This window comes from Sphingobium sp. B8D3A (assembly GCF_025961995.1).
Classification (GTDB): Bacteria; Pseudomonadota; Alphaproteobacteria; order Sphingomonadales; family Sphingomonadaceae; genus Sphingobium.
Genome location: NZ_JAOQOS010000001.1, coordinates 877,908 through 903,786, shown reverse-complemented (window position 1 = coordinate 903,786; position 25,879 = coordinate 877,908). Strand labels below are relative to the sequence as shown.

Sequence of the window (25,879 nt, the reverse complement as noted above, 5' to 3'; positions counted from 1 at the left end):
TCCGCTCAGAGCAGCAGGCTTGCCAGCGCGGTCAGGCCCGGCCCCTGCAGGATGATGATGATGATGAGCACGACCATCGGCGAGAGATCGAGCGCGCCCAGGTCCGGCATGATCCGGCGGATCGGCCGATAGAGCGGCTCGGTCAGCCGGTCCAGCGCGACCCAGATGCTGCGCACGATATCATTGCTGGTGTTGATCACGTTGAACGCGATCAGCCAGCTCAAAATGGCCTGAACGATGATGATCCACCAGGCGACATTCAGCAGGATCGCCAAGGTCTGGATAAGGGCAACGGCCATGGTTCGTCCTGTGGTGGAAGGTTGAGAAGAGTCTAGCCCAGCGGGCCTAGCGGCTGCAAGTTGCTTGAGGGCGGTGATTTTCTACCGCCATAGCCCCCGCGCGCCGCGCGTTACAGATGCACCAACGTGCCGGCGCCCTGGCGGGTGAACACCTCCAGCAGCATGACATGCGGAATGCGCCCATCGAGAATGACCGCCGCTTCCACGCCGCCCTCGACAGCCTTCACGCAGGTTTCCACCTTGGGAATCATGCCGCCGGAAATCGTGCCATCCTCGACCAGACCGCCGATCTTCGCCGGGGTCAGATCGCTCAGCAGATCCTTGTCCTTGTTCAGCACGCCCGCCACGTCGGTGAGCAGGAAGAAGCGCTTGGCGCCGAGTTCAGCGGCGATTGCGCCCGCCATGGTATCGGCGTTTACATTGTAGGTGTGCCCGTCGGCGCCAATGCCAACCGGCGCGACCACGGGAATGATGCCGTCGCGCGAGAGGCTGTCGAGAATGCGCCGATCGACCTTCACGGGGTCACCGACAAAACCCAGATCGACATTGCGCTCGATGCCGCTGTTCGGGTCCGGCTCGCGCTTGCCGCCGACCTTCTCGCACAGCACCAGGCCGCCATCCTTGCCGGAAATACCGACCGCGCGGCCACCTGCCTGGGCGATCCAGCCGACGATCTCCTTGTTGATCGATCCGGCGAGGACCATCTCGGCGATCTTCGCGGTTTCCTCGTCGGTCACGCGCAGGCCGTTCACGAACTTGCTCTCGACGCCCAGCTTCTTGAGCATCGCGCCGATCTGCGGCCCGCCGCCGTGGACGACCACCACATTGATGCCGACCATCTTCATCAGCACGACATCCTCGGCGAAATCGCGCGCGGCCTCCGGGTCGCCCATGGCATGGCCGCCATATTTCACGACGAACGTCTCGCCGGCATAACGCTGCATATAGGGCAGCGCCTCGGTAAGGGTCTCGGCCTTGGCCAGCAGGGCGGGATCGGGTGCGTGATCGGTCATGCGCGGGCGCATAAGGCTTTGCGGCCCGCGCTGCAAGAAAGGAGGGGGTCTGGAATCCCTTACCTCCCCGTTCGTCCTGAGCTTGTCGAAGGGCCGTGCTACTTCTTTCCCTCCATACAGAAGAAGAGCGAGGCTTCGACAAGCTCAGCCCGAACGGATTACATCACCGGTCGAGTCTGCGCCCCAATGCCACAAACGCATAGATGACCGGCGGCACCAGCAACGCCGAGAGCAGAACCTTGGCGAGCATCTGCCCCACCAGCAGCGCCCCGATGGGAAAGACGCCGTAAAAGGCGATGGTGACGAACAGCAGCGTATCGACGATCTGCGAGAGCACGCTCGCCGTACCGGCGCGCAGCCACAGCAGCCGGCTCCCCGCCTGCCCCTTGAGCGCAGCGAAGATGGTGACGTTGAGGATCTGCGAAATACCGTAAGCGACGATGCCGCCCGCCCAGATGCGCGGCGTGCCGGACATGATCATGGCAAAGGCTGCCTGCCGCTCCGGCGCCATTTCGTGCGCGGCGGGTAGGGCCAGCACGACCACGGAGAGCAGGATCGAGACGATCAGCGGGACGAAGCCCAGCAACACCAGCCGGTTGGCAACGGCCCGGCCATGCAGTTCCGCCACTGCGCTCGAGACGACGACCAGCAGGAGGAAGGCGAAGATGCCGGCTTCCACCGCCAAGTCCCCCAAACCGAGCGCCGAGCCGATTGCGCCGAGCGGCCCGAGCGAAACCTGTTTGTTGCCGAGAACACCGGCGATGCACACCATGCCCCCATAGAAGACGGACAGGACGAACAGAGAGCGGGCGATGGGTGCCGACGAGGCCTGAGCGGGTGCGGTCATCCCCGTCGCTTAATGCCTTTGCAGCGAGGCGGGAAGAGACCCTGTGCGCGACATGCCACGCGCCGCCGTGCAACGACACCCGCCGCCGCGCAGCCGATTGCCGCGCTGCAGCGCGCCTGTATAAGCGATTCGCGCTGATGGCCCTTTGGCGGGCCATGCGAACAGGGGACAGCCGCCACTCCATGCCCATCCTCATCGGCCTCGTTGGCATCGTCGCGATTCTTGCCATCGCCGTGCTGCTCTCCGGCAACCGGCGCGCCATTCGCCTGCGCGTCGTCGCTGCCGCCTTCGCCTTGCAAGCCGGCATCGCCCTGCTGGTTCTCTACGTACCCGCCGGCAAGGCCGCGATCGCTGCCATGTCGCATGGCGTGGGCAATCTGCTCGGCTATGCGCAGGCCGGCACGAACTTCATCTTTGGGCCGCTCGCCCGGCCGGAGGTCGGCGGCACCAGCTTTGCCATCGCCGCCCTACCCGTCATCATCTTCTTCGCGAGCCTCGTCTCGATCCTCTATTATCTTGGTATCATGCAGTTCGTCATCCGCTGGGTCGGCGGCGCCATCCAGAAGGTGACGGGCATCTCTCGCGTAGAAAGCCTGTGCTGCGCCGCCAATGTGTTCGTGGGCCAGAGCGAAAGCCCGTTGGTCATCCGGCCCTATCTCGCCAGCCTGACGCCCGCCCAGCTGTTCACCGTGATGACGAGCGGCATGGCTGGCGTGGCAGGCACGATCCTCGCGGCCTATGCCTCGATGGGCATCCAGATCGACTATCTGCTCGCTGCCGCCTTCATGGCCGCGCCGGGCGGCATATTGATGGCCAAGATCATCATGCCGGACAATCCCGACGATGCCGAGATCGAGCCGGTCATCCTGCCCGATGCCACCCATGAGGAGGAGAAGCCGGCCAATCTCATCATGGCTGCCGCACAAGGCGCGCAGACCGGCGTGAAGCTGGCCGTCGCGGTCGGCGCGATGGTGCTTGCCTTCGTGGCGCTGGTCGCGCTGGCCAATGGCCTGCTCGGCGGGGTCGGCAACTGGTTCGGCTATCCCGATCTCAGCTTCCAGATGCTGATCGGCAAGCTGTTCGCGCCGGTGATGCTCCTGCTCAACATTCCGTGGAACGAGGCGCAGGTCGCGGGCGGCCTGTTCGGCACCAAGGTCGTGCTCAACGAGTTCGTCGCCTTCATCGAGCTGGGGCAGGTGCAGGCCACGCTATCGCCCGCCACGGTGGCGATCACCACCTTCGCGCTGTGCGGCTTTGCCAATTTCTCGTCCATCGCCATCCAGATGGCGGTGACCGGCAGCCTGGCGCCCAATCAGCGGCCGATGATCGCCCGGCTCGGCATCAAGGCGCTGATCGCCGGTAGCCTCGCCAATCTGATGAGCGCGGCGCTGGCCGGGCTGATGCTGAGCCTCTGACCAGCCGGGAGACGATATGATGCTGACGCTAATCATCGGCAACAAGGTCTATTCGAGCTGGTCGCTGCGGGGCTGGCTGGCGGCAAAGCAATCCGGCCTGCCCTTCGAGGAAGTGCTTGTCCCGCTGTTCGACGAGGCGTGGGAGGCCCGCAAGGCGCAGAGCGACCTCGCCGTATCCGGCGGCAAGGTGCCGACGTTGTGGGATGGCGACATCGCTGTGTGGGATAGTCTTGCCATCATCGACTATCTCGATGCGCTCTCCGGCGGCGCCCGCTTCTGGCCGCAGGACAAGGCAGCGCTGGCGCTTGCCCGCTCGATGGCAGCGGAAATGCATTCCGGTTACCAGCCGCTACGCCAGACCTGCGGCATGAACACCCGCCACATCCTCCCCCCGCGCGATCTCGGCCCCGATGTTGCCGCCAACGTCGGGCGCATCGTAAGCCTGTGGGAACAGGCCCGCTCGCGGTTCGGGGCAGAGGGCGATTATCTCTTCGGCCCCTTCGGCGCCGTGGACATCATGTTTGCGCCAGTCGTCTCGCGCTTCGTCACCTATTCCATCGCAGTGCCGCCGGCAGCGCGCGCCTATATGGACGCCATCCTCGCCCACCCTTGGATGCGCGAATGGCTGGATGATGCCGCGCGGGAAAGCTGGGTCATTCCGCGGCTGGAGCCTGCGGGCGCGGGATGATGTTTTCGGGGGAGAGCGAGCGACGATTCCGGGATCCACGCCATCCCGCCGTTAATATCCGGGCGACCCCGAAATCCGAGATGCGACCATAAATTCCCGCCCACTGCGTCTTTGTGCGTCTATTAATCGGACCGACCACGCTGATGGAATTTGTTTTCGAAGTCATTCTACAGTTCTTAGGTGAACTTTTACTTCAGGCTTTTTTTGAGCTGCTGGCAGAACTGGGACTTCGCAGCCTGGCGGATACGATGCGGCGGCCGCGAAATCCGATCTTATCCACAATTGGTTTTATGATCTGGGGCACGATAGCGGGCGGCGTAAGCCTCTTCATTCTGCCTCATTCCGTTATTGAAGACCCCTCACTCCGCACAATCAACTTGTTCATCACACCAGTCATCCTGGGGGCAATGATGGCCCTTGTGGGCCAGGTGAGGCTGAAGAAGGGGCAGGATCTTATCCGATTGGATAAGTTCAGCTATGCCTTCGTATTCGCTTTTTTCATGAGCATTGTGAGATATGTTTGGGCGGCGTGATCGCTCCAAACGTCGACTGGGAGGACCTCTTCGAGCAGTTAGTCTAGCAGGCTGGCGATCCCTGCTGTCGCTGGGATAACCATGCGTGTGTTGCACAGGCATATCGCCGGTGCACACACCACATTCACGGCAACCGCTCGGTCCCATAAGGCGTGCCATCGCGATGCTGATAGCCGCCAGCCGTGAAGATCATGTCGATATCGGAATAGCGCCCACCGGCATCGCGGTCCCCCGCGCTCAGGCAGATGAAGGTGCAATTCGTAGCGCTGCGATTGACGAGATGGTGGCCATTGGCGACGCCCGCGGCCCAGGCCACGCAATCGCCGGGGTGCAGGATGGTCTCGCCTTCGTCCTCGATCAGCACCGCCTGCCCGGATAGCATGATCAGAAACTCATCCTCGCCCAGATGCCAGTGCCGCTGTGAGGACCAGGCGCCCGGCTCCAGCACGACATGGCTGGCGCCCAGATGCGTCAGGCCGGCATGGCGCCCGAGCCGCCGGTGCCAGCGCCCGGCCACAGGCTCGTTGAACGGCGGCGGATAGCCCGTGCTGTTGCTCTGCTCCACCTGCTCGATCTCGATCTTGGGCATGTCGGCTCCTCCTATGTTGCGCCCCTCCTCGCTACCGCAGGGGGCCCATCACCGCCAGAGGGAGCGCAGGGCGCGGACCTCGCTTCCCTTGGCGCGCAAGCTTGGCTAACGCAGGCGCCATGAGCACCGCCCCGTCCCTCACCGATCCTGTCGCGCTTGCCGAAGCGCTGATTGCCTGCCCGTCCGTCACACCGGCGACCGGCGCGGTGTTCGATGCGCTGGAAGCCATGCTCACCCCGCTCGGCTTCACCGTCGAGCGCTTCATCGATGGCGAGCCGCCGCACGGGCCGGTGGAAAATCTATTGGCGGTCCGCCGCACGGGCGATGGCCCGCATGTCGCCTTTGCCGGCCATCTGGACGTCGTGCCCCCCGGCGAGGGGTGGACGAGCGACGCCTTCCGGCCCGAGCGGCGCGGCGAACTGCTCTACGGGCGCGGCGCTGTGGACATGAAGAGTTCCATCGCGGTGTTCGTCGCGGCCATCGCGCGGGCCGATGCCGAGGGCGCCCCGCTGCCCGGCACGATCAGCCTGATCATCACCGGTGATGAGGAGGGCGACGCCGTCCACGGCACCCGCGCGCTAATGCGCCATATGGCCGAGCGCGGCGTGACGCCCGATGTCTGCCTCGTGGGCGAGCCGACCTCGGTCCAGCGCCTTGGCGACATGATCAAGATCGGCCGGCGCGGCTCGGTGAACATGTGGATCAGCGTCGAGGGCATGCAGGGCCATGTCGCCTATCCGCATCTGGCGAAAAACCCGATTTCGCCGCTGGTGCGCATCTTGTCCGCCATTGAGGCGATCGAACTGGATCAGGGCACCGACTGGTTCCAGCCCAGTAATATCGAGATCACCGACCTGCATGTCGGCAATCCAGCAACCAATGTCATTCCCGCAAAGGCCACGGCCCGCATCTCGATCCGCTTCAACGATCTGCATCGCGGCGAGGATCTGGTTGCCCGAATCCGCACCTTGGTGGAGGCCGAAGGCGGCACGCTGCGCGCCATGATCAGCGGCGAGTCGTTCCTCACCCAGCCGGGTCCGTTTTCCAGCCTAATCAGCGAGGCTATCGCCGCCGAAACCGGCCTCACACCGGAACTGTCCACCAGCGGCGGCACCTCGGATGCTCGGTTCCTCTCGGCGCTTTGCCCGGTCGTGGAGTTCGGTCTGCTGAATGCGACGATGCACAAGCTGGATGAGGCGGTATCGCTGGCCGACATCGAAAGCCTCACGCGCATCTACAAGCGGATCCTGAGCGCAGCCCCAACGCTCGGTTGATGCGGCGGCGCTGTCGCGAACCGCTCAGGCAACCTTGCGCCTCACCTGCTAAACCGCCGATCCCAAAACCAAAAGAAAACGCCGCCGGTCTCCCAACCGACGGCGCTTCCCAAATCTGTCGACTGATTGAAAATCAGGCGAAGGTGACGCTCGTGGCGCCAGCGCGGCGACGCATCACGCCACCGACCAGGCCGAGGCCGGCGATCATCATCGCCCAGGTGGCGGGCTCCGGAACCGGAACGGTCGCGAGATTGTCGATCTCGAACGAGTTGCGGCTCGATTCCAGCGTCAGGCCAACGATCTTCTCGTTACCCTCAGCGAAGATCTGGAACAGGCCATTGGTGTTCGCCAGGATCTGGTTGCCGTCTGCGTCATTGGTGAAGTTGCCGCCCGGCGTGATCACGAAGCTGGAGCCACCGTCCAGCAGAACGGTCAGCGTGTTGTAGGCGTCGATCGAACCCCAGTCGAACTCCACCGCGCTGGCAGCGCCGAAGTTGATCGTCGCGGAACCGTTGGCGAGAACCGACAGATAGGAAGACGAACCGAACGTCGCATAGGCCGGCGGCGCGCCGGTCGAGTTGGACGGCGGCGTGTTGATCTGGAAGTTCGAGCCGGTGATGCCAGCCGTCGTGTCGAACTGGTTGATCACATTGTAGCCTGCCGTCGGTGCGGACGTGCCGGGGAAGTACAGGAAGGTCACGGCCTGCGCCGGGGTAACCGCGGCAAGGCCGAGGGCGATCGCAGACGCCTTGGCAAAGAGGTTCATGTTCATGTTCAACTCCCACATAAGAGAGGCAATTGTTAATCGATTCTTAACCCTCCGTCCAATGGGATTTCGCAGAAACGCGGTAAATTTCTGTCTCATTTCGGAGCGCGAATATGAACGAACGCAAATGGCGGTTTCCTGCCTGCCAGCGGGCGACATGCCAGCGCGGACATCCTCGTGCGCATGGCTATCCCGGGCCACGCGGCGCTGCCTAATTGCTGCGGCGCAAAATCACGTAGAGCGCGCCATCCCCGCCATGGCGGGGATGGGCCTGGCGAACGCTGGCGATGCGGTGGGCATGGGCGCTCCTCGCCAGCCAATCACCGATTTCCGCGCGAATCGCGCCACGTCGCCGGGTTTCGCCGGGCGCCGGGGCGGGCCGCGGCTTGCCGGTCACCACCAGCAGCACCCGCCAGCCCTGCGCGAGGGCATCGCCGATGGCCCGTTCCAGCCGGATATGCGCTGCCGCCAGATTGAGGCCGTGCAGATCGATGGCATGATCGGGAATAATCCGCCCGGAGCGAATGCGCTTCTCCCAGCTGCCGTCCAGCACGGGCACGGCGACGGGCGCCGGAGGGGATGGCGGCGGCGCCACGGGACGACTCGGTGGAATTCGGCCCTTCACCGGCTTGGGCGTATCCAGCGCCGCAGCAAAAGCCGCTGCCGAGACCGGCTCCACCGGTGGAAGCGGACGGACCCGCCGCAGGGGTGTCACCGTACGGGTCAGCTTGCCCCAGAGCGCGCGCTCATCGGGCGTGAGAACCCGCCGGGCCACGCTCAGCGGCCAGCGGTCAGGCGGGCATAGGTGCCGATCGGCAGCAGCAGCAGGGCGCTCCCACGGGCCGACATGCCGCCGGCGATGCCGCGAGCGCGCTCACCGGCACCCCAAAAGGTATCGAAGCGATTGCTGCCCTTGATGGCCCCACCGGTATCCTGTGCGATCCAGAGCCCGTTGGGCTCGACCCGGTCGAGCGACAGCAGCACCGGCGCGCCAAGCGGCACGAAGGTGGGGTCGGCCGCGACGCTCACCTCCGCCGTCACCGGCACGCCCAGCGCACCCAGCGGCCCGGGACCGGTCAGCTCTTGGAAGAAGACGTAGCTTTTATTCTCGTTCATGATCGACTGGCCCTGCGCCGGATTGGCGCGCAGCCAGCTCATGATGTCCTGCATCGAGCCGATCTGGATCAGCCCCCGGTCTCGCATCAGCCGGCCGATGCCGGTATAATCGCGCCCATTCTGCCCGGCATAGCCGATGCGCATGATCCCGCCATCAGGCAGGCGCAACCGCCCGCTGCCCTGCACCTCGAGGAAGAACAACTCGACCGGATCGACGGCATAGGCCAGTTCCAGACCACGCCCGTCCAGCACGCCTGCGGTGATGGCCGCCCGGTCATCATAGGGCACGAAGCTGGAGCCCTGCACCTTGCCTCTGATGCGCCGACCCTTGAGGCTCTCGCTGAACAGGCCGAGATCGACCTCGATCAGATCGTCCGGTTTGCGATAGATCGGCGTCTCGCAGCCCGTGGCGCGCGTGCGGCAGCCGGCGATTTCCGGCTCGTAATAGCCGGTCGCGAACGCCTTGCCGTCACCGACCTGCACGGCTTCGAAATAGCGACGGAAGAATTCGCGCGCGTTTGCCTCGCTCCAGCTTGCCGCCGCCGCGCAGGCCGTTTGCCAGTCGGCATTGCCAGTGAGGCCGCTCTGGTCGCGGCGACGCAGCAGCGAGTAGCAGGAGAGGCGGAAGGCGCGCAAGGCTTGCCCCATCCGCTCGGATGCGGTCGGCAGGACCGTGTCGATCGCTGGCCCTGGCGTCAGGCCGGCCGCCACGGCGGGCGCCAGCTCAGCCTGATCGGGCGCAGGGGTAAGCGGCGGACGCGGGGTTGCCGGTTGCGGCGGCGTGGCGGGCGAAGAAGGCCGGGAGGGGACGGGTCGCTGACCAGGCCCACCCGGCGGAATCATGCTCCCGCACGCCGCAAGCGCCAGCGCGCTTGCCAGAGCGGAAAGCTGCTTGAAACGAGTCTGAAAACGAGCCGGCATGGCGATCCGCCTGCGCGCGATCAGCCTTCGTCCGTCTCCACCAGCTCCCAATTGGGATCGCGGCTGGAGAGATTGCGGCTGAACGTCCAGGTTTCCGCCGTGGAGATGGCATCGTCCAGCGATCCGGCCACAACATTGCCGTCCCGGTCGCGCGTGACAGCGGACAGATCGGCTTCGAAGTGGATCGCGATGAAGGCGGTGCCGCTCTCGACACGCGCAGCATCAATCCGCGCGTCCTCGATGCGGACGAGCTTGTTGTCCATGGTCAGCCCATCGGCCTCGCGCTGGTCGATGGCGGCGCTGAACGCCTCATACACATCGTCCGCGCAATAGGTGCGCAGCGTCTCGCGGTCGCCCTTCCAATAGGCTTCGAGGATCATGCCATAGGCCGCCTTGGCGCCGCCCAGAAACTGCGCGACATCGAAGTTGCGGTCGGTCGCGATGATCGCGCGCAGCCCGGGCTGGGCCGGCACTGCCACTGCATTGTCGGCCGCGCGCTGCGCGGGCGTGCGATTGTCGACCTGCCCGGAGGACGGCATGGGCGCGGCCGGACGATCGTCGGCCGGCGTGGGAAGCTGCCGCTGCTCATGACCCGTGCGCTTGCCGAGCACAGAGTAAAGCCGCAACGCCAGCAGTGCGAAGATCATGGCCAGCACGACGATGACGGTCACGAGGTCAACACCCTTCCTTCAAAACATAACCCGCAAGACATAGGCACGTTCGCGCAAAACTTCAAACGGACAACGCGCCAGACCGCCGGAACGATACCGACATTCGGTAAAAAAGCCCCCAACGCAGCCGCCCGGCCTCCTCACCCCGATTTTCGTCGGCCACGCGAGCGTTCCGCGCACCCGGGAAGCGCCACCCCCATTGCCCCCGCCTTGCGTGCCTGCTAAGCGGCGCGCCCATGGACAAGGAGCGCGGTTTCGCCCGGCACGCTCGGTGTCCGACGAATTTCCAGCTTCTAGGTCGCGGCGGTCCTGCGCCGGCGGCATGGCAGCGACCATCGAGGAACAGGATTCACGCATGACCGACACGACCGACACCGTCGCCAATGGCGCCGACACCCAGCCCCAGATCGGCCTGATCGCGCAATATGTGAAGGATCTCTCGTTCGAGAACCCGAACGCGCCGGCCGTCTACCAGTGGCAGGAGCAGCCGCAGATCGACATCAACTTCAACATCAGCAACAACCAGATTGCCGATGATGTGTACGAAGTCGCGCTGAAGGTGAGCGCCAAGGCCGTGGCCGAGCAGGGCACCGCCTTCGCGGTCGAACTGGTGTTCGCCGGTCTCTTCGGCATCCGCAACGTGCCCGAGGACCAGATGCGCCCGTTTCTCTACGCCGAGGCGCCGCGCCTGCTCTTCCCCTTCGCCCGCCGCGTGCTGGCCGATGCGGTGCAGGATGGCGGTTTCCCGCCGCTCATGCTCGATCCCATCGATTTCGGCGCCCTTTACGTCCAGCAGCAGGCCCAGATCGAGGCCGCTGCGCAGGGCGAGCCCGCCGGCCACGCCTGATCATCCGCCAGTCCGGCATAGAGGAAGGGTCATGCCCATGCGCCTTGCCTTTCCTCGCCTGACTGCAACCCTTCGCCGCCCGGCCGCTCCCCAGCGCTGCCGGGCGGTGCCGGTTCTGCCGGCCCGAATATTGTCGACGTCGATACTGACGGAACAGCCATGAGCCTGCTGCGCTCCACCGGCACCATCGGCGCCCTCACCCTCGTCAGCCGCGTCCTCGGCATGGTGCGGGACATGCTGATGGCGCGCTATGTCGGCGCCGGTTTCGCGTCGGACGCGTTTCTGATCGCCTGGCGCCTGCCCAATCTGTTCCGCGCACTGTTCGCCGAGGGCGCTTTCTCCGCCGCCTTCGTGCCGATGTTCAACCGTATCATGGGCAAGGAGGGCGCCGATAATCCGGAGGCCGGACGCGCGGCGGCGATTCGCTTTGCCGGTCAGGTGCTCTCGGTCCTCTTTCCCATCCTTGTCGCGCTCACCATCGTCATGATGCTCGCCGCCGGACCGGTCGTGTGGGCGATGACCGGCGGCTTCCCGGATGGTGGTCCTGAGAAGTTCGCGCTCGCGCGCCATCTCACCATCATTACCTTCCCCTATCTCGGGCTGATCTCGCTCACCTCGCTGCTCGGCGGCATCCTCAACAGCTTCAACCGCTTCTGGGTCAACGCCGCTGCGCCCACCCTGCTCAACCTGTGCATGATCGGCGCGCTGCTGTTCTTCCGGGGCGACACGGAGATCGAGACGGCCGTCACCCAGGCGATTGCCGTCACCGTTTCCGGCGCGATGCAATTGCTCTGGCTGATCTGGTCCTGCCGCCGGATCGGCGTCGCCCTGAAGCTGTCGGCCCCGCGCCTCTCGCCACAGGTCAAGGCGATGCTGCTGCTGATCGCGCCCGCCGCCATCGGCCAGGGCGCCATCCAGATCAACCTGCTCATTTCCACCTCGCTTGCAGCGCGCTTCCTGCCGCAGGGCTCGGTGAGCTGGATCTATTATGCCGACCGGTTGAACCAGCTTCCGCTTGGCCTGATCGGCATCGGCGTCGGCACGGCGATGCTGCCGCTCATCTCCCGCCAGATCGGCGCCGGCGACACCCGCGCGGCCAATGAGACGCAGAACCGCGCGCTGGAACTGGCGCTGTTCCTCGCCTTGCCCGCCGCGATCGCCCTGTTCGTTTCGGCCGTGCCGATCATCCGCGGCGTCTTTCAGCATGGCGCCTTCACGGCGGAAGATACGCTGGGCGCAGCCGCCGTGCTCGCCGCCTTCGCACCGGGCGTGCCGGCCTATGTGCTCATCAAGGTGCTGACCCCCGGTTTCTACGCCCGCGCCGACACGAAAACGCCCGTGCGCATCGCCTTCATTGCCATGCTGGTCAATCTGGTCGGCAATCTCACGCTGATCTGGCGGTTCGGCGCCGCCGGTATTGCGGCTTCCACGGCTCTCTCGGCCTGGGTGAACGTCGCGCTGCTCTACTGGACGCTCAGCCGCAAGGAGCATCTCACGCTCGACGCGCGCTTCCGCGCCAAGGCGCTGCGCATCGTCGCAGCGGGCGCGCTGATGGGCGCCGCGCTCTGGGCGGGCAACCAGCTTCTCGACGCGCATATGGCCGCCGGCTTCTGGCGCCGCCTCATCGCGCTCGGCCTGCTCTGCGGTGGCGGCGGGCTTGTCTACGCAATCGCCGCCATCGGCTTTGGCGCCTATCACATTGCCGAACTGAAGGCGCAGTTGCGGCGCAGACCACGCTGATGGCGCCCCCTCCCGATTGTTCGCCCGGCTTGACGCCAAGCCTCACGGACGACAGAGCGGGGCTCTTCTTATAAAGCAGGACTTTCCTCATGCGCGTGCTCTCCGGCATCCAGCCGACCGGTAATCTCCATCTGGGCAATTATCTGGGCGCGATCCGCAACTGGGTGCGGATGCAGGATGAGATGGACGCGGAGTCGCACTGCTTCTTCTTTCTGGCCGACATGCACTCGATCACCGTCCACGAGACGTGCGAGCAGCGGCTGGCCAATGTGCGGGACATGGCGGCTGCGCTCGTCGCGTGCGGCATCGAACCGGATCGCTCGGTGCTGTTCAATCAGGCGCGGGTGCCGGCTCATGCCGAGCTGTGCTGGTTGCTGAACGGCACGGCGCGGATCGGCTGGCTGAACCGCATGACCCAGTTCAAGGACAAGGCGGGCAAGAATCGCGAGGGCGCCAGCGTCGGCCTGTTCGTCTACCCGGTTCTGCAGGCCGCCGACGTGCTGCTGTATCAGGCCACCCACGTGCCCGTAGGCGAGGACCAGAAGCAGCATCTGGAGCTGACCCGCGACATTGCGGTCAAGTTCAACACCGATTTCGGCGTGGAGCTGTTCACCCTGCCCGATCCGATCATTCCCAAGGAGACGGCGCGGATCATGAGCCTGCGCGATGGCACGGCGAAGATGTCCAAGTCCGACCCCAGCGACATGAGCCGGATCAACCTGACAGACGACAGCGACACCATCGTGCAGAAGGTGCGCAAGGCCAAGACGGATGCCGAGCCGCTGCCCGCCGAGGCGGCCGGTCTGGCCGGGCGGGCCGAGGCGCTCAATCTGGTCGGCATCTACGCCACCCTTTCGGGCACCACGCCCGATGCGGTGTGCGCGCAGTTCGCCGGGCAGGGCTTCGGCGCCTTCAAGCCGGCGCTGGCCGATCTTCTGGTGGCGCACCTCGCGCCGATCCGGGAGCGGTTCATTGCGTTGCAGGAAGATCATGCCGCGCTCGATGCCATATTGGAAAACGGTGCCGCAGCGGCCGCCAAGGCAGCCGAGCCCACCCTGCGCGGCGCCTATGAGGCGATGGGATTGATGCGCTGAGCCGAAGGCCGCTGCGCCGTTTCGACACACGACACACCGATTGCAGGAACCGCATTCAACACCAGTTCATTTGACCTAAGGTATCAAGCGGTACACTACGTCCTACAGGGTGTGTTCGCCCGAGAAACGGAACCGTCTTATGAACAGCAAGCGTCTCCTCGTCACTGCAGCGGCCTCGCTCCTTGCGCTTGGCCTCGCAGGCTGCGCCTCGCCCTTCAAGGCGGATGTGGCCCGCTTCCAGCAGCTTCCGCCCGCGCAGGGCCAGAGCTTCACGATCATGCCCGGCGAACAGGATCTCGCCGGCAGCCTCGAATTCCAGCACTATGCGGATCTGGTCGCCCAGCGTCTGGTCGATCAGGGCTATACCCGCGCGGCGGACCCGGCGAGCGCGCAGCTCGTCGTCGAGCTGGATTATGGCGTCGACCGCGGCACGCAGCGCGTCCGCTCGACCGGCTTTGCCCGCTCGCCCTTCTACGATCCCTTCTATTATCCCGGCTACTATCGCGGCTGGCGCGGTCGCTATGTGATGGGCTGGAACGATCCCTTCATGTGGGGACCGGGCTATACGGATATCGAGAGCTACATGGTCTACCAGAGCGATCTGCACATGCGGATCAACCGGGTCGGCGGCGAGCCGCTGTTCGAGGGCACCGCCCGCGCCCAGTCGCTCAGCAACAAGCTGACCTATCTGGTGCCGAACCTCATCGACGCGCTGTTCACGGGCTTCCCGGGGCATAATGGCGAAGAGGTCCGCGTGACCGTGGCGCCCGAACCGAAGAAGTAAGCTTTCGGCAGATTATCGAACAGGCCGGTGCCCTCCCTATAGGCGCCGGCCTTTTTCTTGGGGCTCGTCAGGCGGGCGTGTCGTCCCCGCTGGCGCCGAGCTTCTGCTTGCGGAACAGCGTGCGGTCGGCCTCGCCGAACGCGACCTTCCACATCAGCACGCAATAGACAGCCAGCGTGAGCGGCAGGCCGATCACCAGCTCGATCCATTCGAGCTGGCGGGGGAGCAGGGTGAAGCCGAAGCCGACAAGCCCGGCCACGACACCGCAGAGCACAAGGCTCGACCGCCAGATCGGCAGGCGCATCCCCAGCAGACCGCCGAGCAACCGGGATTTGGCGATGGCGCCGCAGCCAAGGGCAATCGCCAGCGCCAGCGCCGGCATCGCGGCGACATAACCATCCGCCAACTCATAACGGCGCGCCATGATGAGCAGGCCGACGGTAAGCATCGCCTGCAGACCCACGGTGGCGAGCGAGAGATAGAGGTTACGCAGGCGAGCCAGATAGACCAGCGCCGCCTCGCTCACCACCGCCGGGCTCGCGAGCACTTCCGCCGCCAGCAGGCCGCCAAGCGCGGCGGCACCGATCACGAAGGTCGGCCCGACCAGTCCCATCACCGCCTCGCCCGGCATCGCCAGCGCCACGGCGACCCCAAGCTGCGCCGCGACGATCCAGAAGCCGACCTGGCTCACCTGGCGCCCAATCGCCTCATGATTGCCGAGCGCGATGTTGCGGGTGATCACCGGGCCAAGAATCGGCTCGAAGCTGGTCTTCAGCTTCTGCGGCAGGGAGGCGACCTGCTGCGCGACATAATAGATGCCGACGATCGCCGGGGACGCGAACAGGCCCAGAATCGCGAGATCGAGACGCCGCGTACCCCATTCGATGGCGTCCGCACCGGCCAGAGGCAGATTGCGCATGGCCAGATGCCAGATCCGCCCGGGATGCGGTCGCCAGCCGCGCGGCAGGCCATAATGGCGCATCAGCGGCCAGAATGCCGCCAGCATCGCGGCCGCCATCGAGGCGACATAAGCCAGGATCAGCCCGTCGCGCGGCGAATAGAAATAGAGCGCCAGCGCCGCGATGCTGATCGTCCACGGCTCGACAATCGCGCGCGCGCGCACCGTCGCGGCGATGTTGTATTGATAGGCACAGGCTGCCAGCGCCACCTCGGTCGTCGCAATGGCGATGACGATCAGCGGCAGCAGCCGGTCCAGCCCGTTGAGGCCGCTATTGGGGAACATCGCCTCAGGAAAGACGATGAGCAGGCCCGCCGCCACAGCGCTGACGAGGATGCACAGCCACATGGCATCGGCAACGACATGGGCCTGCGGGCGGCTGTCCTTCGCCAATTGCTCTGCGAGGCCGCGCTTGAGCCCAATGGTGGCGAGTTGGGCCGCAAATTCGATGACCAGCACGGCATAAGCGAAGCGCCCGAGCGTCGCCGGGCCATAGAGCCGCCCGGCAATGAACAGGAAGGGAATGCGCGCCGCCAGCCGCAGAACGAAGCCCAGCACATTGGCCCTGCCGCCCCGCGCCAGCGCCGAGATGTCATCGCGTTCGGCCTGCTCGGCCTCCCCACGCGCTATGGTCATGCAAGGCGCTCCCCGGCGCGGGCCGTTGCGCCGCGCCAGCCAGCCATAGGCGTTGCGATCGATGTGCGCAAAGTCTCTTGGTCCCTCATTCGGCGCGTAACGGCCGAGCCAGCAGCGCGGCGATCACATCGTCAACGCGCGACGCGCCGGAAAGAAGCGCACAGACGGCTTCGGTCACGGGCATGTCGATGCCCTGTGCGCGCGCCGCTTCGTGCAGCACCGGTGCCGTCGAGGCGCCTTCCGCCACCGTATGGCGATGGGCCAGCAGCGCATCGGGGGATTGCCCCTGCCCCAGCCCATAGCCCAGCGCATAATTGCGGGACCGGGTCGAGGAACAGGTCAGCACCAGATCGCCGAGACCCGACAGGCCGGCCATCGTCTCCGGCCGCCCGCCCCGAGCCAGGCCGAAACGGGTCATTTCCGCGAAACCGCGCGCAATCAGGGCCGCACGGGCATTCTGCCCCAGTCCCGCGCCCTCGACCACGCCGCAGGCAATGGCGAGGACGTTCTTGACCGCGCCGCCAATTTCGGCGCCCACCACATCATCCGAAACATAGGGCCGGAAGGTCGGCCGCGCGATCACATCGGCCAGCAGCCGGGCCAGCGCTTCCTCTTCGGCAGCGAGCGTCACCGCCGTCGGCAGACCAGCGGCGACCTCATGCGCGAAGGTCGGGCCGGAGAGCACCGCCACCGGCGAGCCGGGCATCACCTCGCGCGCGACTTCGTGCATCAGCAGGTGCGACCCGGCCTCGATGCCTTTCGAGCAGAGGATCAGCGACTGACCCTGCGGCGCGAACTGGGACAGGACAGCGCGCATCGATTGGGACGGCGTCACCACCAGCAACGCCCCGGCGCCGGCGAGATCGCCCGGCGCCTGTGTCGCCCGAATGCGTGGCGAGAGGGGTTGGCCGGGTAGATAGGTCTCATTCTGGCGGCGCGTGTTGATCGCCTCCACCACCGCGCCATTGCGTGCCCAGAGCAGCACATCGCTGCCGCCTTCCGCCAGCACCTGCGCCAGCGCCGTGCCCCAGGCACCACCGCCGAGCACACCGATCGGCCCGGCGGCGTTCATGCCTTCACCCCCGCGCCGCGCACCGTCTCGGCGCCCGGGTCCAACGGCCAGCGCGGGCGCGCCGCCACGGCGAGATCGTCCACCAGGCCGAGCGCGAACCGCTCCGCCCCCGCCCAGCCGATCATCGCGGCATTGTCCGTGCACAGCCAGAGCGGCGGGGCGACGAATCGCAACTCGTGCTGAGCGGCTAGCCCCTCCAGTGCGCCGCGCACGCCCGTATTGGCGGCCACACCGCCAGCGACGACCAGCGCCGTCGGCCGGCCCGTCATGGCATTCAGAGCGCGCTTGGTGCGGTCGACCAGACAATCGATCACCGCCTGCTGGAAGCTCGCCGCGATGTCGGCATCCGCCCACTGCCCGCTCTCGACTGCGCGCATCACCGCGCTCTTGAGGCCGGCGAAGGAGAAATGCGGCTCGCCGCTGCCCACCAGCGGGCGCGGCAGCGGCACCGCGCGCGGATCGCCCTGCGCCGCCAGCGCCTCGACCTTCGGTCCGCCGGGAATGCCGAGGCCGAGCAGCTTGGCGGTCTTGTCGAACGCCTCGCCCGCGGCATCATCGATGGTCGTGGCAAGCCGGCGATAATCGCCCACGCCGCGCACTTCGAGCAACTGGCAATGCCCGCCCGAGACCAGCAGCAGCAGATAGGGGAATTCCAGTGACGGATCGGCTAGACGCGACGAGAGCGCGTGGCCCTCCAGATGATTGACGGCGATCAGCGGCTTGCCGGCCGCATGGGCCAGCGCCTTGCCGGTGACAAGGCCGACCATCACCCCGCCGATCAGCCCCGGCCCTGCCGTTGCGGCAATGGCATCGACATCGGCGAGGCTGAGCTTGGCATCGGCCAACGCCGCTTCCACCAGCGGGATCAGCGCCTCGACATGCGCGCGCGCCGCGATTTCCGGCACCACACCGCCATAGGGACCGTGCGCCGCTTCCTGCCCCGCGAGACGGTGGGCAAGGATTGTGCGATCGCTGGCGACCAGCGCAGCCGCCGTTTCGTCGCAGCTTGATTCCAGACCGAGGATGATGGGCATGGCACTTTCCTCTAGAGACGTGCGCGCGCAGGGTCTATCGGCATTCGCCATCATGCCCGAGCAGTTTCCCTCGCCCACCGCCCCGCTGCGCCTCGGCACACGCGGCTCCCCCCTTGCCCTGGCCCAGGCCGAAATGACGCTGGCCGCGCTTGCGCTCGCCCACGGCCTGCCCCGTGAGGCGCTGGAGATCGTCGTCGTCACCACCAGTGGTGACCGTATTCAGGATCGCGCCCTGGCCGAACTGGGCGGCAAGGCGCTGTGGACCAAGGAGCTGGATCGCGCGCTTCTGGCGGGCGAGATCGACTGCGCGGTGCATTCGATGAAGGATGTGGAAACGATCCGGCCGGAGAGCATCCACATCGCCGCGATGCTGCCGCGCGCTGCGGTGGAGGACCGGCTGATCGGCGCACCGAGCATCGAGGCCTTGCCGCAGGGCGCGCTCATCGGCACCGCCTCGCCCCGCCGCGCCGCCCAGCTCCGCGCGCTCCGGCCAGACCTGCGCACGACGCTGCTGCGCGGCAATGTTGCGCGCCGCCTCGCCAGCGTGGAGGCCGGCGAGATCGACGCGACGCTGCTCGCGGCGGCGGGCCTCAACCGGCTCGGCATGGAAGATGTCGGCGCCACCGTCCCTGCCGAGGTGATGCTGCCCGCCGTCGCGCAGGGCGCGGTCGGCATCGAATGCCGCACCGATGACGAGCGGATGCGCCGCCTGCTCGCCGCGATCAGCGATGCGCCGACGCAAACCTGTGTTCTGGCCGAACGCGCGCTGCTGCTCGCACTAGGCGGCAGTTGCCACTCGCCCATCGGCGCGCTGGCGCAGCTGGCCGGCGCCGGCGTGCATCTGCGCGGGCAGATTCTGCTGGAGGACGGCAGCGAGCAGGTCTCCGGCGAGATCATGTTGCCCACAGGCGATACAGCCGGCGCCGCCGCGCTGGCAGCGCAATTGCTCGAGGGCGCCTCCCCGGCCCTGCGGAGCCTGTTCACGCCGTGAACCGCCCCTATCTCATCCTGCGCCCACAGCCGGGCAATGATGCGTCCGCCGCCAAGGCAACCGCACTCGGCCTAGAGGTGGTGCAGTTGCCCTTCTTCGAGGTGGTACCGGTCCAGGAAGAACCGCTCCCGCGAGGCCCGTTCGACGCCCTGCTCGTCACCAGCGCCAATGGCGCACGCTACGGCGGTGACGCGCTGGCGCGCTTCCCGGACCTGCCGGTGTATGTGGTGGGCGACGCCAGCGCGGACGCCGTGCGCGAGGCTGGCCACCCCAATGTCATCATCGGCGGCGGCGATGCGGCGTCCACCGTCCCCATGATCGTCGCGGCCGGCCACCGGCGCATTCTGCATGCGTGCGGGGAAGAGACGCGCCCGTTCGACCCGCTCGACCTCAGCATCACGCGCCACATCTGCTACCGCACGGAGGCGCGGGACATGCGGCGCTACACCAAGATGCTGGTGACCATGCCCTCCTCGGTCATCGCCGTGCATTCGCCTGCCGCCGGGCGTCGCCTCAACGCGCTGATGCCGCCTGCCTGCCGCAACCATTTCCTCATCGCGATCAGCCAGGCCGCGGCTAACGCCACCGGATCGGGCTGGCGCCGGGTGAGCGTCGCGCAGGAGCCGAACGATAGCGCCTTGCTGCGCCTCGCAACCTCGCTATGTATAGGCGCCTCTTGAGGGATCGGGCAGAACAGATGGACGGCAACGCACCGGAAAACGGTGTCGGTGAGATGACGGACCGAGCGCAACCGCCGCGCCGGAGCCGATTGCGGCTGATCGTCGCCTGCTCGCTGATCGCCTTCCTGCTCGGCCTCGGTGCGATGGCCTGGATCATGACCAATTGGGATCGGCTGTCCTTCGGCCCCGGCAGCGATCCGGCGGCACTCACAGACGATATGAACGCCGCGCAGAACGGCGCCGAGAGCGGGGCGAACGGGCAGGCGCCGGACGCTGCGCGGTCGCGCGGTCTCTCCGACGTCACCGAACGCCCCGAAGATCGCGTGCTGACGCTGGAGCAGCGCCTCAACCGCATCTCGCTTGCTGCGATTGCGGCCTCTGGCCATGCCAACCGGGCCGAGGCGATGATGATCGCCTTCGCCGCCCGGCGCGCGCTCGATGCCGGCCAGCCGCTCGGCTATATCGAGGGCCAGCTCCGGCTATTGTTCGGCGATGCGCAGCCCAAGGCCGTCGCCACCATCGTCAACGCCGCGGCGCAGCCGGTAACGCTCACCACGCTGCGCCAGGGGCTGGAGCAGGTCCGCAGCACCGCGCAGCGCGGTGACCCGAATCAGAGCTGGTGGTCGGCAGCGATGCGGGAGTTGCGGGGTCTGGCCGTGATCCGCCACGTCGGCGATCCCTCCCCCGAGCTGGACGAGCGCATCACGCGCGCACGCATGTTCACCGAATCCGGACAGATGGAAGCCGCCATCGATGAAATCGCGGCGCTCCCGGCCCAGCCGGAGGCCGAGCTGTGGCTGGAGCAAGCCCGCCGCTACAAGGAAGCCCGGCGCGCGCTCGATGTCATCGAAGCCGCCGCTATTCTGGAGCCGCGCGCCGCGCCCATCGTAGCGCCCGCCCCGCTGCCCACCGAGACTGAAGCAAGTCCGCAGCCCTGACCGCGCAGTGCTTCGTTAAGCCAGAAAGATTGTCGCGAGATCGGCGGGCACCCGCGCCAGCCGGCCCGTCTCCTTGTCGATCATCGCCCAGGTCGTCCGTGCATTCACCTTGGGCGTGCCATCGGCTCCGGTGAAGGCGATCAGCCGATCGAACCGGGCGCCGCGCGGCGGCTCCTCGATCCAGGTCCGCGCGAGCACCGTCTCGCCTTCGGTCACATTGCCGCGATAATCGATCTCGTGCCGCGTCACGACCCACACATAGCGCGCCTGCGCGTCGGGCGGCGCCAGCGATTCCCAATGGGCAGTGGCAAGCTGCTCCATCCACCGCACCCAGACGGCGTTGTTCACATGGCCCATGATGTCGATATCATCCGGGCCGGCCGTGAAGGGCTGCTCGAATGCCTTACCCATGGCCACCCCCATGGCCGCCGGCGCCCTGCCCGGCTTCTTCCATGCCAAGCTGCCACAGGATGAAGGCGAATTCCTCCGCCGTTTCCCGGAGCGATTCCCAGCGACCGGACTTGCCGCCATGGCCGGCTTCCATATTGGTCTTGAGCAGCAGCACATTGTCGTCGGTCTTGAGCTCGCGCAGCTTTGCGACCCATTTCGCCGGCTCCCAATAGGTCACGCGCGGATCGTTGAGGCCGGCCGTCACCAGCATCGGCGGATAGGCCTGCGCCTTCACATTGTCGTAGGGCGAATAGCTGGCGATCAGGTCGTAGGCGGCGGCATCCTCGATGGGGTTGCCCCATTCCGGCCACTCGCCCGGCGTCAGCGGCAGCGTCTCATCGAGCATCGTGTTGAGCACATCGACGAACGGCACATGCGCGACCACGGCGCCCCACAGATCGGGATCGGAATTGACGATGGCACCCATGAGTTCGCCGCCCGCCGAGCCGCCGGACGTCGCAATCTTGCCCGCCGAGGTGTAGCCAAGGGCGATCAGCCCCTTCGCCACATCGACGAAATCGTTGAACGTGTTGGTCCGCTTCTCCAGCTTGCCGTCCTTGTACCATTGCTGGCCAAGGTCGTCGCCGCCGCGGATATGCGCGATGGCAAAGGCGAAGCCGCGGTCGACGAGGCTGAGCCGCGTGGTGCCGAAGCCCGGCTCGATGGCAATGCCATAAGCGCCATAGCCATAAAGGTAGAGCGGCCGGGAGCCATCGAGCGGATGGTCGCGCCGGTGCAGCACGGAGACGGGGATTGGCGTGCCGTCCCGTGCGGTGATCGTGAGGCGCTGCGTGGCATACAGCGCCGGATCGAAGCCCGACGGAATTTCCCGCACCTTGAGGGTTTCGCGATGTCCGTCGGCCAGCCGATAGTCGAAGATCGTCTCGGGCGTAACCATCGACTCATAGCTCAGCCGCAGCGTATCGACGTCATATTCGGGATTGTCATCCAGGCCGGCGACATAGCTTGCCTCGGGGAAATCGAGGCGCTTGGGCGTGTTGGTGGCGTAATCGCGGATCTCGACCTGATCGAGGCCATTCTCGCGTCCTTCGGTCACGTAGAAGCGCTTGAACAGGCTGAAATCGGTCAGGTAAAATGCGTCGGATGCCGGCAGCACCTCTTCCCACTGGTCCGGCGTCTCGATGCGCGCGCGGGCCAAGCGGAAATTGGGGTGGGTGTCGTTGGCGCGGATGTAGAGCCAGCCCTCATGCTCATCCACATCATATTCGCGTTCGGGCACGCGGGCGGAAACGAGGATCGGCGCGGCGGTCGGGTCGCCGGCCGGGACCAGCCGCACCTCGCTCGTCACATGATCGCCGGTCGCGATGACGATCCAGTTTTCCGCGCAGGTGAGGCCAACCGAGACGCGGAATCCCTCGTCCGCCTCGTGATAGAGCATGACATCCTGCGCCACGTCGCTGCTGAGGCGGTGCAGCATCGCGCGATCCGTGCGCCACTGGGCGTTGGCCGGGGCATAGACGAGCGCGCGATCATCGCGGGTCCAGACCAGCGCCGAGAGCACGTCCGGAATGACGTCCGGGAGCATCTCGCCGGTTTCCAGATTGCGGATGCGCACCGTGTAGCGCTCCGACCCGTTGTCATCGATCGCATAGGCCAGCAGGCGGTCATCATTGGAAATCGCGACGCTGCCGAGCCGGAAATAATCCTTCCCCTCCGCCAGCGCCGGCTCATCGACGATCAGTTCGTCCGCCGATCCGTCCTCCGCCGCGCCGACCTTACGGCGCCAGTGGCGGCGATATTGCTCGCCCGCCTCGAAGGTACTCCAATAAACATAGGCGCCATCCTTCTGCGGAACGGAGCCATCCTCCTCCTTGATGCGGCCTTTCATCTCCGCGAACAGCGCATCGACCTGGCTCTTGCGCGCCGCCATATGCGCCTGGAAGTAAGTGTTCTCGGCCGTCAGATAGTCGAGCACGTCGCGATCCGTCACCTCGGGATAACCGGGATCGCGCAGCCAGGCCCAGGGGTCGTCCAGCGTGCGATTGTGGTGGGCGGTGCGGTGGGGGCGTTGCGCCGCGCGGGGCGGCTGGAGCGTATCGGTCATCCCCGCCAGATAGGCGCTCGAAGGGCCGCGCTCAATGCCGTCAATAGAGCGCCGCCAGTGCGAGGCAGGTCGTCACCCCGACCACGACGTTCATCGGCAAGCCGATCCGCAGGAAATCGGCGAACCGATAATTGCCGGCCGCATAGACCATGGTGTTGGTCTGATAGCTGATCGGCGTCGCGAAACTCGCCGAGGCCGCGAACATCACCGCGATCAACAAAGGGCGCGGATCGGTGCCGAGGGTCGTCGCCAAGCCGATGGCAATCGGCGTCATGATCACCGCCACCGCGTTGTTGCTGACGGCTTCGGTCAGCGCGCTCGACGCAAAATAGACGATGAAGAGCAGCACCAGGGGACTGGCCCCCTCCAGCAGCGGTCGCATCGCGTTGACCAGCAGGGTAATGCTCCCCGCCTGATCGAGCGCCGTGCCGACGCACAGCATGCCGTAGATCAGCACCAGCACATCGCCATTAATCGAGCCCCAGGCTTCATCGCCATCGATGCAGCGCGCGGCGAGGACGATGCCGACGGCGATCAGCCCGGCGACCATGATCGGGACGAGACCCAAGGCGGAAAAGACGATGGTGCCCGCCAGCGCCGCGACCGCGATGGGGGCCTTGGTCGGGCGGAAAGCCACGCCTTCGGTCTCTTCCACCCCGATGAGGTTCTGGTTCTCGCGCAGCGCATTGATGGCCGCCTCTGACCCGGTGACCAGCACCGTATCGGCAGCGCGCACGCGGCTATCGGCCAGGGTCGGCCCGGCGTCATGGCGATGCCGGGTAATCCCCAGCAGCCGCACCGGCAGCACGTTGAGGAACGGGATTTCCACCATCCGGTTACCGATGCTCGGGTGACCGGGTGAAATGATCGCCTCCACCACCAGCGGCGCGTCGGCTTTGGTGTTGCCGACCGTCGCGATGCCAAGCTCGATGTCCTTGTTCGTGCGCAGAGTCATCAGATCGGCCAACTTGGCGCGCACCACGAGGCGGTCGCCCGCCATGAAGGGCTCGTCCATGGCCTCGATCAGCTGGCTCCCCCGCTGGATGCTCACCAGTCGAACCCGCTTGAGGAGACCGCTTTCGGAAAGGTTTTTGCCGATCAGGCCGCTATCCCGCACGATCCGGATCTCGCTCAGGAACACCCGGTCCGCGTCGCTGTGATAGGGCGCGCCGTCACCATCCGGGAGCAAAAAGCGCCCCAGCACCGCAAGGGCGATCGTGCCGGCGGCCGCAACGATGATGCCCACAGGCGTGATCTCGAAGACGCTGAACGGCGCGACGCCCAGATCGCGCGCGACGCCATCGACCAGAAGATTGGTCGACGTGCCCACCAGCGTCAGGGTTCCGGCCAGCATGGAGATGTAGGACAAAGGAATGAGCAGCTTCTTGGCGGAAACGTTGATCGCCGAGGCCAGCCGCAACACGATGGGGATCATGATGACCACGACCGGCGTGTTGTTCATGAACGCAGCCGCCGCCAGCAAACCAACGACCAGTTCGATCATCGCACGGATCGGATGCGCCTTGGCGCGGGCGACGATCCAGTTGCCGATCACATCCAGAATGCCGGTGCGGGTCAACGCGGCCGAGAGCACGAACATGGAGGCAATGGTGATCGGCGCGGGATTGGCAAAGGCGCGCAGCAGCGATGCGCTGTCCAGCAAGCCCGTGACGAGGAAGGCGCAGACGCCCAGCACGGCGATCACCGTCGCCGGATAGCGCTCCCGCACGAACGCCACGAAAAGTCCCACAAGGATGACGAGCCCGACAAGGGCCTGGTTGGCGTCGATGATCGCAGAGAGCCAATCAAACATCACCCTCCCCTAACGCCCCTGTCGGACCGCGTCGAGCAGCCCCGTCGGCTATGGCAATGTCAGGCTATAGAGACGAGCGGCCCGCCGCCGTCACATCTGCGTCTCATACTCCGCCGTGACATCCTGCTTGGTGCCGGTGAGCCGCACGACACGCCGTTCGCACAGCACCGGCACGGCCGTCAGCCGCATCCAGCGCAAGGCGCCATCCGGCCGGCGCAACCGCGCATCCATGGTGAAACCGCGACGATGGCGAATCGCATAGGCCCGCAGCGACTCCATCGCCGCCCGCGAGTCCGCCAGATAGATCGATGTCGCCAGTGACCGTGTCAGCTTCTCTTCCACGGGGATGCCGAACAGATCGTAGACGGCTCTGGACCATGTCAGGCTTTCGTCGGTCAGCCGGCAGCTCCACAGGCCAATGCCCTGATTGTCCAGCGCGCTCTCCTCCCGGTTCACCATGGGCATGATCGGCAGTCGCCAGCTTGCCTCGTAAACCGGCCAGCTATGCGTGAGAAAAGGCGTTTGCCCGGTGGTCATAGGGTGATCTTTGCTCTGGTCCTGATCGCATGAGCGTTCCCGGTCTTGTTTGCCAGCAGTGGCGGCAAATGCTGGCAAGCCGTCTGGAAACGCTTATGCTGTCCGGCA

General features: G+C 66.2%; 26 protein-coding genes. 11 read left to right on the top strand and 15 right to left on the bottom strand.

From position 1 onward, the window contains the following. Nucleotides 1-5 precede the first annotated feature (5 nt). From M2342_RS04035 to M2342_RS04025, 3 genes are all read right to left on the bottom strand, one after another. Entirely contained in the window at nucleotides 6-299 is a 294-nt protein-coding gene (locus tag M2342_RS04035; protein ID WP_181558670.1) for a YggT family protein, read from the bottom strand. Between the two features lie 110 nt (nucleotides 300-409). Next, the gene (gene argB, locus M2342_RS04030; RefSeq protein WP_181558669.1) at nucleotides 410-1,324 is read right to left on the bottom strand and encodes an acetylglutamate kinase; all 915 of its coding nucleotides are present in this window, start codon (nucleotides 1,322-1,324) and stop codon (nucleotides 410-412) included. A gap of 151 nt (nucleotides 1,325-1,475) precedes the next feature. After that, nucleotides 1,476-2,159 (bottom strand): queuosine precursor transporter, encoded by a 684-nt coding sequence (locus M2342_RS04025; RefSeq protein ID WP_264578132.1) that lies wholly within the window; start codon nucleotides 2,157-2,159, stop codon nucleotides 1,476-1,478. A 182-nt stretch (nucleotides 2,160-2,341) separates the two neighbouring features. On the opposite strand from M2342_RS04025, the gene M2342_RS04020 reads away from it, so the two are divergent. The 3 genes from M2342_RS04020 to M2342_RS04010 all read left to right on the top strand — a co-directional run bounded on the left by M2342_RS04020 (nucleotide 2,342) and on the right by M2342_RS04010 (nucleotide 4,795). Then, nucleotides 2,342-3,574 carry a NupC/NupG family nucleoside CNT transporter gene (locus tag M2342_RS04020; protein WP_181558667.1) on the top strand — a complete coding sequence of 411 codons (1,233 nt, stop codon included), beginning with the start codon at nucleotides 2,342-2,344 and terminating at the stop codon, nucleotides 3,572-3,574. Between the two features lie 19 nt (nucleotides 3,575-3,593). Further along, nucleotides 3,594-4,262: a glutathione S-transferase family protein gene (locus M2342_RS04015; protein WP_264579980.1), complete on the top strand. Its 669-nt coding sequence runs from the start codon at nucleotides 3,594-3,596 to the stop codon at nucleotides 4,260-4,262. Nucleotides 4,263-4,405: 143 nt separating this feature from the next. Continuing rightward, nucleotides 4,406-4,795 (top strand): hypothetical protein, encoded by a 390-nt coding sequence (locus M2342_RS04010; RefSeq protein ID WP_264578131.1) that lies wholly within the window; start codon nucleotides 4,406-4,408, stop codon nucleotides 4,793-4,795. 124 nt (nucleotides 4,796-4,919) lie between these two features. Here M2342_RS04010 and M2342_RS04005 read toward each other — a convergent pair whose 3' ends face one another. Continuing rightward, nucleotides 4,920-5,384, bottom strand: a complete 465-nt coding sequence (locus tag M2342_RS04005; protein ID WP_264578130.1) for a cupin domain-containing protein — start codon at nucleotides 5,382-5,384, stop codon at nucleotides 4,920-4,922. Between the two features lie 119 nt (nucleotides 5,385-5,503). On the opposite strand from M2342_RS04005, the gene dapE reads away from it, so the two are divergent. Beyond that, nucleotides 5,504-6,658, top strand: a complete 1,155-nt coding sequence (gene dapE / locus M2342_RS04000; protein ID WP_264578129.1) for a succinyl-diaminopimelate desuccinylase — start codon at nucleotides 5,504-5,506, stop codon at nucleotides 6,656-6,658. A 133-nt stretch (nucleotides 6,659-6,791) separates the two neighbouring features. Here the strand turns inward: dapE and M2342_RS03995 are convergent, their stop codons facing one another. The 4 genes from M2342_RS03995 to M2342_RS03980 form a co-directional block, all read right to left on the bottom strand. Next, nucleotides 6,792-7,430: a PEPxxWA-CTERM sorting domain-containing protein gene (locus tag M2342_RS03995; protein WP_264571982.1), complete on the bottom strand. Its 639-nt coding sequence runs from the start codon at nucleotides 7,428-7,430 to the stop codon at nucleotides 6,792-6,794. A gap of 205 nt (nucleotides 7,431-7,635) precedes the next feature. Further along, nucleotides 7,636-8,199 carry a Smr/MutS family protein gene (locus M2342_RS03990; protein ID WP_264571981.1) on the bottom strand — a complete coding sequence of 188 codons (564 nt, stop codon included), beginning with the start codon at nucleotides 8,197-8,199 and terminating at the stop codon, nucleotides 7,636-7,638. Nucleotides 8,200-8,201: 2 nt separating this feature from the next. Next, a complete protein-coding gene (locus M2342_RS03985; protein WP_264578128.1) occupies nucleotides 8,202-9,461 on the bottom strand; it encodes a murein transglycosylase A in 1,260 nt (419 codons plus the stop codon). A gap of 20 nt (nucleotides 9,462-9,481) precedes the next feature. Then, the gene (locus M2342_RS03980) at nucleotides 9,482-10,132 is read right to left on the bottom strand and encodes a Tim44/TimA family putative adaptor protein (RefSeq protein ID WP_264574404.1); all 651 of its coding nucleotides are present in this window, start codon (nucleotides 10,130-10,132) and stop codon (nucleotides 9,482-9,484) included. Between the two features lie 355 nt (nucleotides 10,133-10,487). On the opposite strand from M2342_RS03980, the gene secB reads away from it, so the two are divergent. The 4 genes from secB to M2342_RS03960 all read left to right on the top strand — a co-directional run bounded on the left by secB (nucleotide 10,488) and on the right by M2342_RS03960 (nucleotide 14,597). Next, on the top strand, nucleotides 10,488-10,979 hold the full coding sequence (gene secB / locus M2342_RS03975) for a protein-export chaperone SecB (RefSeq protein WP_181558661.1): 492 nt from the start codon (nucleotides 10,488-10,490) through the stop codon (nucleotides 10,977-10,979). Between the two features lie 159 nt (nucleotides 10,980-11,138). After that, nucleotides 11,139-12,719 carry a murein biosynthesis integral membrane protein MurJ gene (gene murJ / locus M2342_RS03970; protein WP_264578127.1) on the top strand — a complete coding sequence of 527 codons (1,581 nt, stop codon included), beginning with the start codon at nucleotides 11,139-11,141 and terminating at the stop codon, nucleotides 12,717-12,719. An 89-nt stretch (nucleotides 12,720-12,808) separates the two neighbouring features. Then, entirely contained in the window at nucleotides 12,809-13,813 is a 1,005-nt protein-coding gene (trpS, locus tag M2342_RS03965) for a tryptophan--tRNA ligase (RefSeq protein WP_264578126.1), read from the top strand. Nucleotides 13,814-13,952: 139 nt separating this feature from the next. After that, the gene (locus M2342_RS03960) at nucleotides 13,953-14,597 is read left to right on the top strand and encodes a DUF4136 domain-containing protein (RefSeq protein WP_264578125.1); all 645 of its coding nucleotides are present in this window, start codon (nucleotides 13,953-13,955) and stop codon (nucleotides 14,595-14,597) included. 67 nt (nucleotides 14,598-14,664) lie between these two features. Here M2342_RS03960 and M2342_RS03955 read toward each other — a convergent pair whose 3' ends face one another. The 3 genes from M2342_RS03955 to tsaD all read right to left on the bottom strand — a co-directional run bounded on the left by M2342_RS03955 (nucleotide 14,665) and on the right by tsaD (nucleotide 18,297). Then, nucleotides 14,665-16,191: a lipopolysaccharide biosynthesis protein gene (locus tag M2342_RS03955; protein WP_264578124.1), complete on the bottom strand. Its 1,527-nt coding sequence runs from the start codon at nucleotides 16,189-16,191 to the stop codon at nucleotides 14,665-14,667. A gap of 85 nt (nucleotides 16,192-16,276) precedes the next feature. Beyond that, the gene (locus M2342_RS03950; RefSeq protein ID WP_264576600.1) at nucleotides 16,277-17,263 is read right to left on the bottom strand and encodes an NAD(P)H-dependent glycerol-3-phosphate dehydrogenase; all 987 of its coding nucleotides are present in this window, start codon (nucleotides 17,261-17,263) and stop codon (nucleotides 16,277-16,279) included. Next, the gene (gene tsaD / locus M2342_RS03945; protein WP_264578123.1) at nucleotides 17,260-18,297 is read right to left on the bottom strand and encodes a tRNA (adenosine(37)-N6)-threonylcarbamoyltransferase complex transferase subunit TsaD; all 1,038 of its coding nucleotides are present in this window, start codon (nucleotides 18,295-18,297) and stop codon (nucleotides 17,260-17,262) included. The genes M2342_RS03950 and tsaD overlap by 4 nt, the downstream gene beginning before the upstream one ends. 52 nt (nucleotides 18,298-18,349) lie before the next feature. Here tsaD and hemC point away from each other — a divergent pair, with 52 nt between their 5' ends. From hemC to M2342_RS03930, 3 genes are read left to right on the top strand one after another with little or no spacing between them, the layout of a single operon-like run. Further along, the gene (gene hemC, locus M2342_RS03940; protein WP_264579979.1) at nucleotides 18,350-19,288 is read left to right on the top strand and encodes a hydroxymethylbilane synthase; all 939 of its coding nucleotides are present in this window, start codon (nucleotides 18,350-18,352) and stop codon (nucleotides 19,286-19,288) included. Further along, nucleotides 19,285-19,968, top strand: coding sequence for a uroporphyrinogen-III synthase (locus tag M2342_RS03935; protein WP_264578122.1), 684 nt, complete (start codon nucleotides 19,285-19,287; stop codon nucleotides 19,966-19,968). The genes hemC and M2342_RS03935 overlap by 4 nt, the downstream gene beginning before the upstream one ends. Nucleotides 19,969-19,985: 17 nt before the next feature. Next, complete coding sequence (locus tag M2342_RS03930) at nucleotides 19,986-20,906, top strand: hypothetical protein (RefSeq protein ID WP_264578121.1); 921 nt, start codon at nucleotides 19,986-19,988, stop codon at nucleotides 20,904-20,906. A 15-nt stretch (nucleotides 20,907-20,921) separates the two neighbouring features. Here the strand turns inward: M2342_RS03930 and M2342_RS03925 are convergent, their stop codons facing one another. From M2342_RS03925 to M2342_RS03910, 4 genes are all read right to left on the bottom strand, one after another. Continuing rightward, the gene (locus M2342_RS03925) at nucleotides 20,922-21,317 is read right to left on the bottom strand and encodes an acyl-CoA thioesterase (RefSeq protein WP_264578120.1); all 396 of its coding nucleotides are present in this window, start codon (nucleotides 21,315-21,317) and stop codon (nucleotides 20,922-20,924) included. Further along, nucleotides 21,310-23,421 carry a S9 family peptidase gene (locus M2342_RS03920; protein WP_264578119.1) on the bottom strand — a complete coding sequence of 704 codons (2,112 nt, stop codon included), beginning with the start codon at nucleotides 23,419-23,421 and terminating at the stop codon, nucleotides 21,310-21,312. The genes M2342_RS03925 and M2342_RS03920 overlap by 8 nt, the downstream gene beginning before the upstream one ends. A gap of 40 nt (nucleotides 23,422-23,461) precedes the next feature. After that, nucleotides 23,462-25,234, bottom strand: coding sequence for an SLC13 family permease (locus M2342_RS03915; RefSeq protein WP_264578118.1), 1,773 nt, complete (start codon nucleotides 25,232-25,234; stop codon nucleotides 23,462-23,464). 90 nt (nucleotides 25,235-25,324) lie between these two features. After that, nucleotides 25,325-25,771: a PAS domain-containing protein gene (locus tag M2342_RS03910; RefSeq protein ID WP_181558649.1), complete on the bottom strand. Its 447-nt coding sequence runs from the start codon at nucleotides 25,769-25,771 to the stop codon at nucleotides 25,325-25,327. Nucleotides 25,772-25,879: the final 108 nt, after the last annotated feature.

Excerpts from the sequence above, each read along its gene's own strand:
- murJ (WP_264578127.1), top strand. The coding sequence starts at position 11,139 with ATGAGCCTGCTGCGCTCCACCGGCACCATCGGCGCCCTCACCCTCGTC.
- M2342_RS03985 (WP_264578128.1), bottom strand. The coding sequence starts at position 9,461 with ATGCCGGCTCGTTTTCAGACTCGTTTCAAGCAGCTTTCCGCTCTGGCA.
- M2342_RS03920 (WP_264578119.1), bottom strand. The coding sequence starts at position 23,421 with ATGACCGATACGCTCCAGCCGCCCCGCGCGGCGCAACGCCCCCACCGC.
- M2342_RS03955 (WP_264578124.1), bottom strand. The coding sequence starts at position 16,191 with ATGACCATAGCGCGTGGGGAGGCCGAGCAGGCCGAACGCGATGACATC.
- dapE (WP_264578129.1), top strand. The coding sequence starts at position 5,504 with ATGAGCACCGCCCCGTCCCTCACCGATCCTGTCGCGCTTGCCGAAGCG.
- M2342_RS03930 (WP_264578121.1), top strand. The coding sequence starts at position 19,986 with ATGGACGGCAACGCACCGGAAAACGGTGTCGGTGAGATGACGGACCGA.
- tsaD (WP_264578123.1), bottom strand. The coding sequence starts at position 18,297 with ATGCCCATCATCCTCGGTCTGGAATCAAGCTGCGACGAAACGGCGGCT.
- M2342_RS03915 (WP_264578118.1), bottom strand. The coding sequence starts at position 25,234 with ATGTTTGATTGGCTCTCTGCGATCATCGACGCCAACCAGGCCCTTGTC.
- M2342_RS04035 (WP_181558670.1), bottom strand. The coding sequence starts at position 299 with ATGGCCGTTGCCCTTATCCAGACCTTGGCGATCCTGCTGAATGTCGCC.
- hemC (WP_264579979.1), top strand. The coding sequence starts at position 18,350 with ATGCCCGAGCAGTTTCCCTCGCCCACCGCCCCGCTGCGCCTCGGCACA.
- M2342_RS04025 (WP_264578132.1), bottom strand. The coding sequence starts at position 2,159 with ATGACCGCACCCGCTCAGGCCTCGTCGGCACCCATCGCCCGCTCTCTG.
- M2342_RS03960 (WP_264578125.1), top strand. The coding sequence starts at position 13,953 with ATGAACAGCAAGCGTCTCCTCGTCACTGCAGCGGCCTCGCTCCTTGCG.
- M2342_RS04005 (WP_264578130.1), bottom strand. The coding sequence starts at position 5,384 with ATGCCCAAGATCGAGATCGAGCAGGTGGAGCAGAGCAACAGCACGGGC.
- argB (WP_181558669.1), bottom strand. The coding sequence starts at position 1,324 with ATGCGCCCGCGCATGACCGATCACGCACCCGATCCCGCCCTGCTGGCC.
- secB (WP_181558661.1), top strand. The coding sequence starts at position 10,488 with ATGACCGACACGACCGACACCGTCGCCAATGGCGCCGACACCCAGCCC.
- M2342_RS04010 (WP_264578131.1), top strand. The coding sequence starts at position 4,406 with ATGGAATTTGTTTTCGAAGTCATTCTACAGTTCTTAGGTGAACTTTTA.
- M2342_RS04015 (WP_264579980.1), top strand. The coding sequence starts at position 3,594 with ATGCTGACGCTAATCATCGGCAACAAGGTCTATTCGAGCTGGTCGCTG.
- M2342_RS03910 (WP_181558649.1), bottom strand. The coding sequence starts at position 25,771 with ATGACCACCGGGCAAACGCCTTTTCTCACGCATAGCTGGCCGGTTTAC.
- M2342_RS04020 (WP_181558667.1), top strand. The coding sequence starts at position 2,342 with ATGCCCATCCTCATCGGCCTCGTTGGCATCGTCGCGATTCTTGCCATC.
- M2342_RS03995 (WP_264571982.1), bottom strand. The coding sequence starts at position 7,430 with ATGAACATGAACCTCTTTGCCAAGGCGTCTGCGATCGCCCTCGGCCTT.
- M2342_RS03925 (WP_264578120.1), bottom strand. The coding sequence starts at position 21,317 with ATGGGTAAGGCATTCGAGCAGCCCTTCACGGCCGGCCCGGATGATATC.
- trpS (WP_264578126.1), top strand. The coding sequence starts at position 12,809 with ATGCGCGTGCTCTCCGGCATCCAGCCGACCGGTAATCTCCATCTGGGC.
- M2342_RS03950 (WP_264576600.1), bottom strand. The coding sequence starts at position 17,263 with ATGAACGCCGCCGGGCCGATCGGTGTGCTCGGCGGTGGTGCCTGGGGC.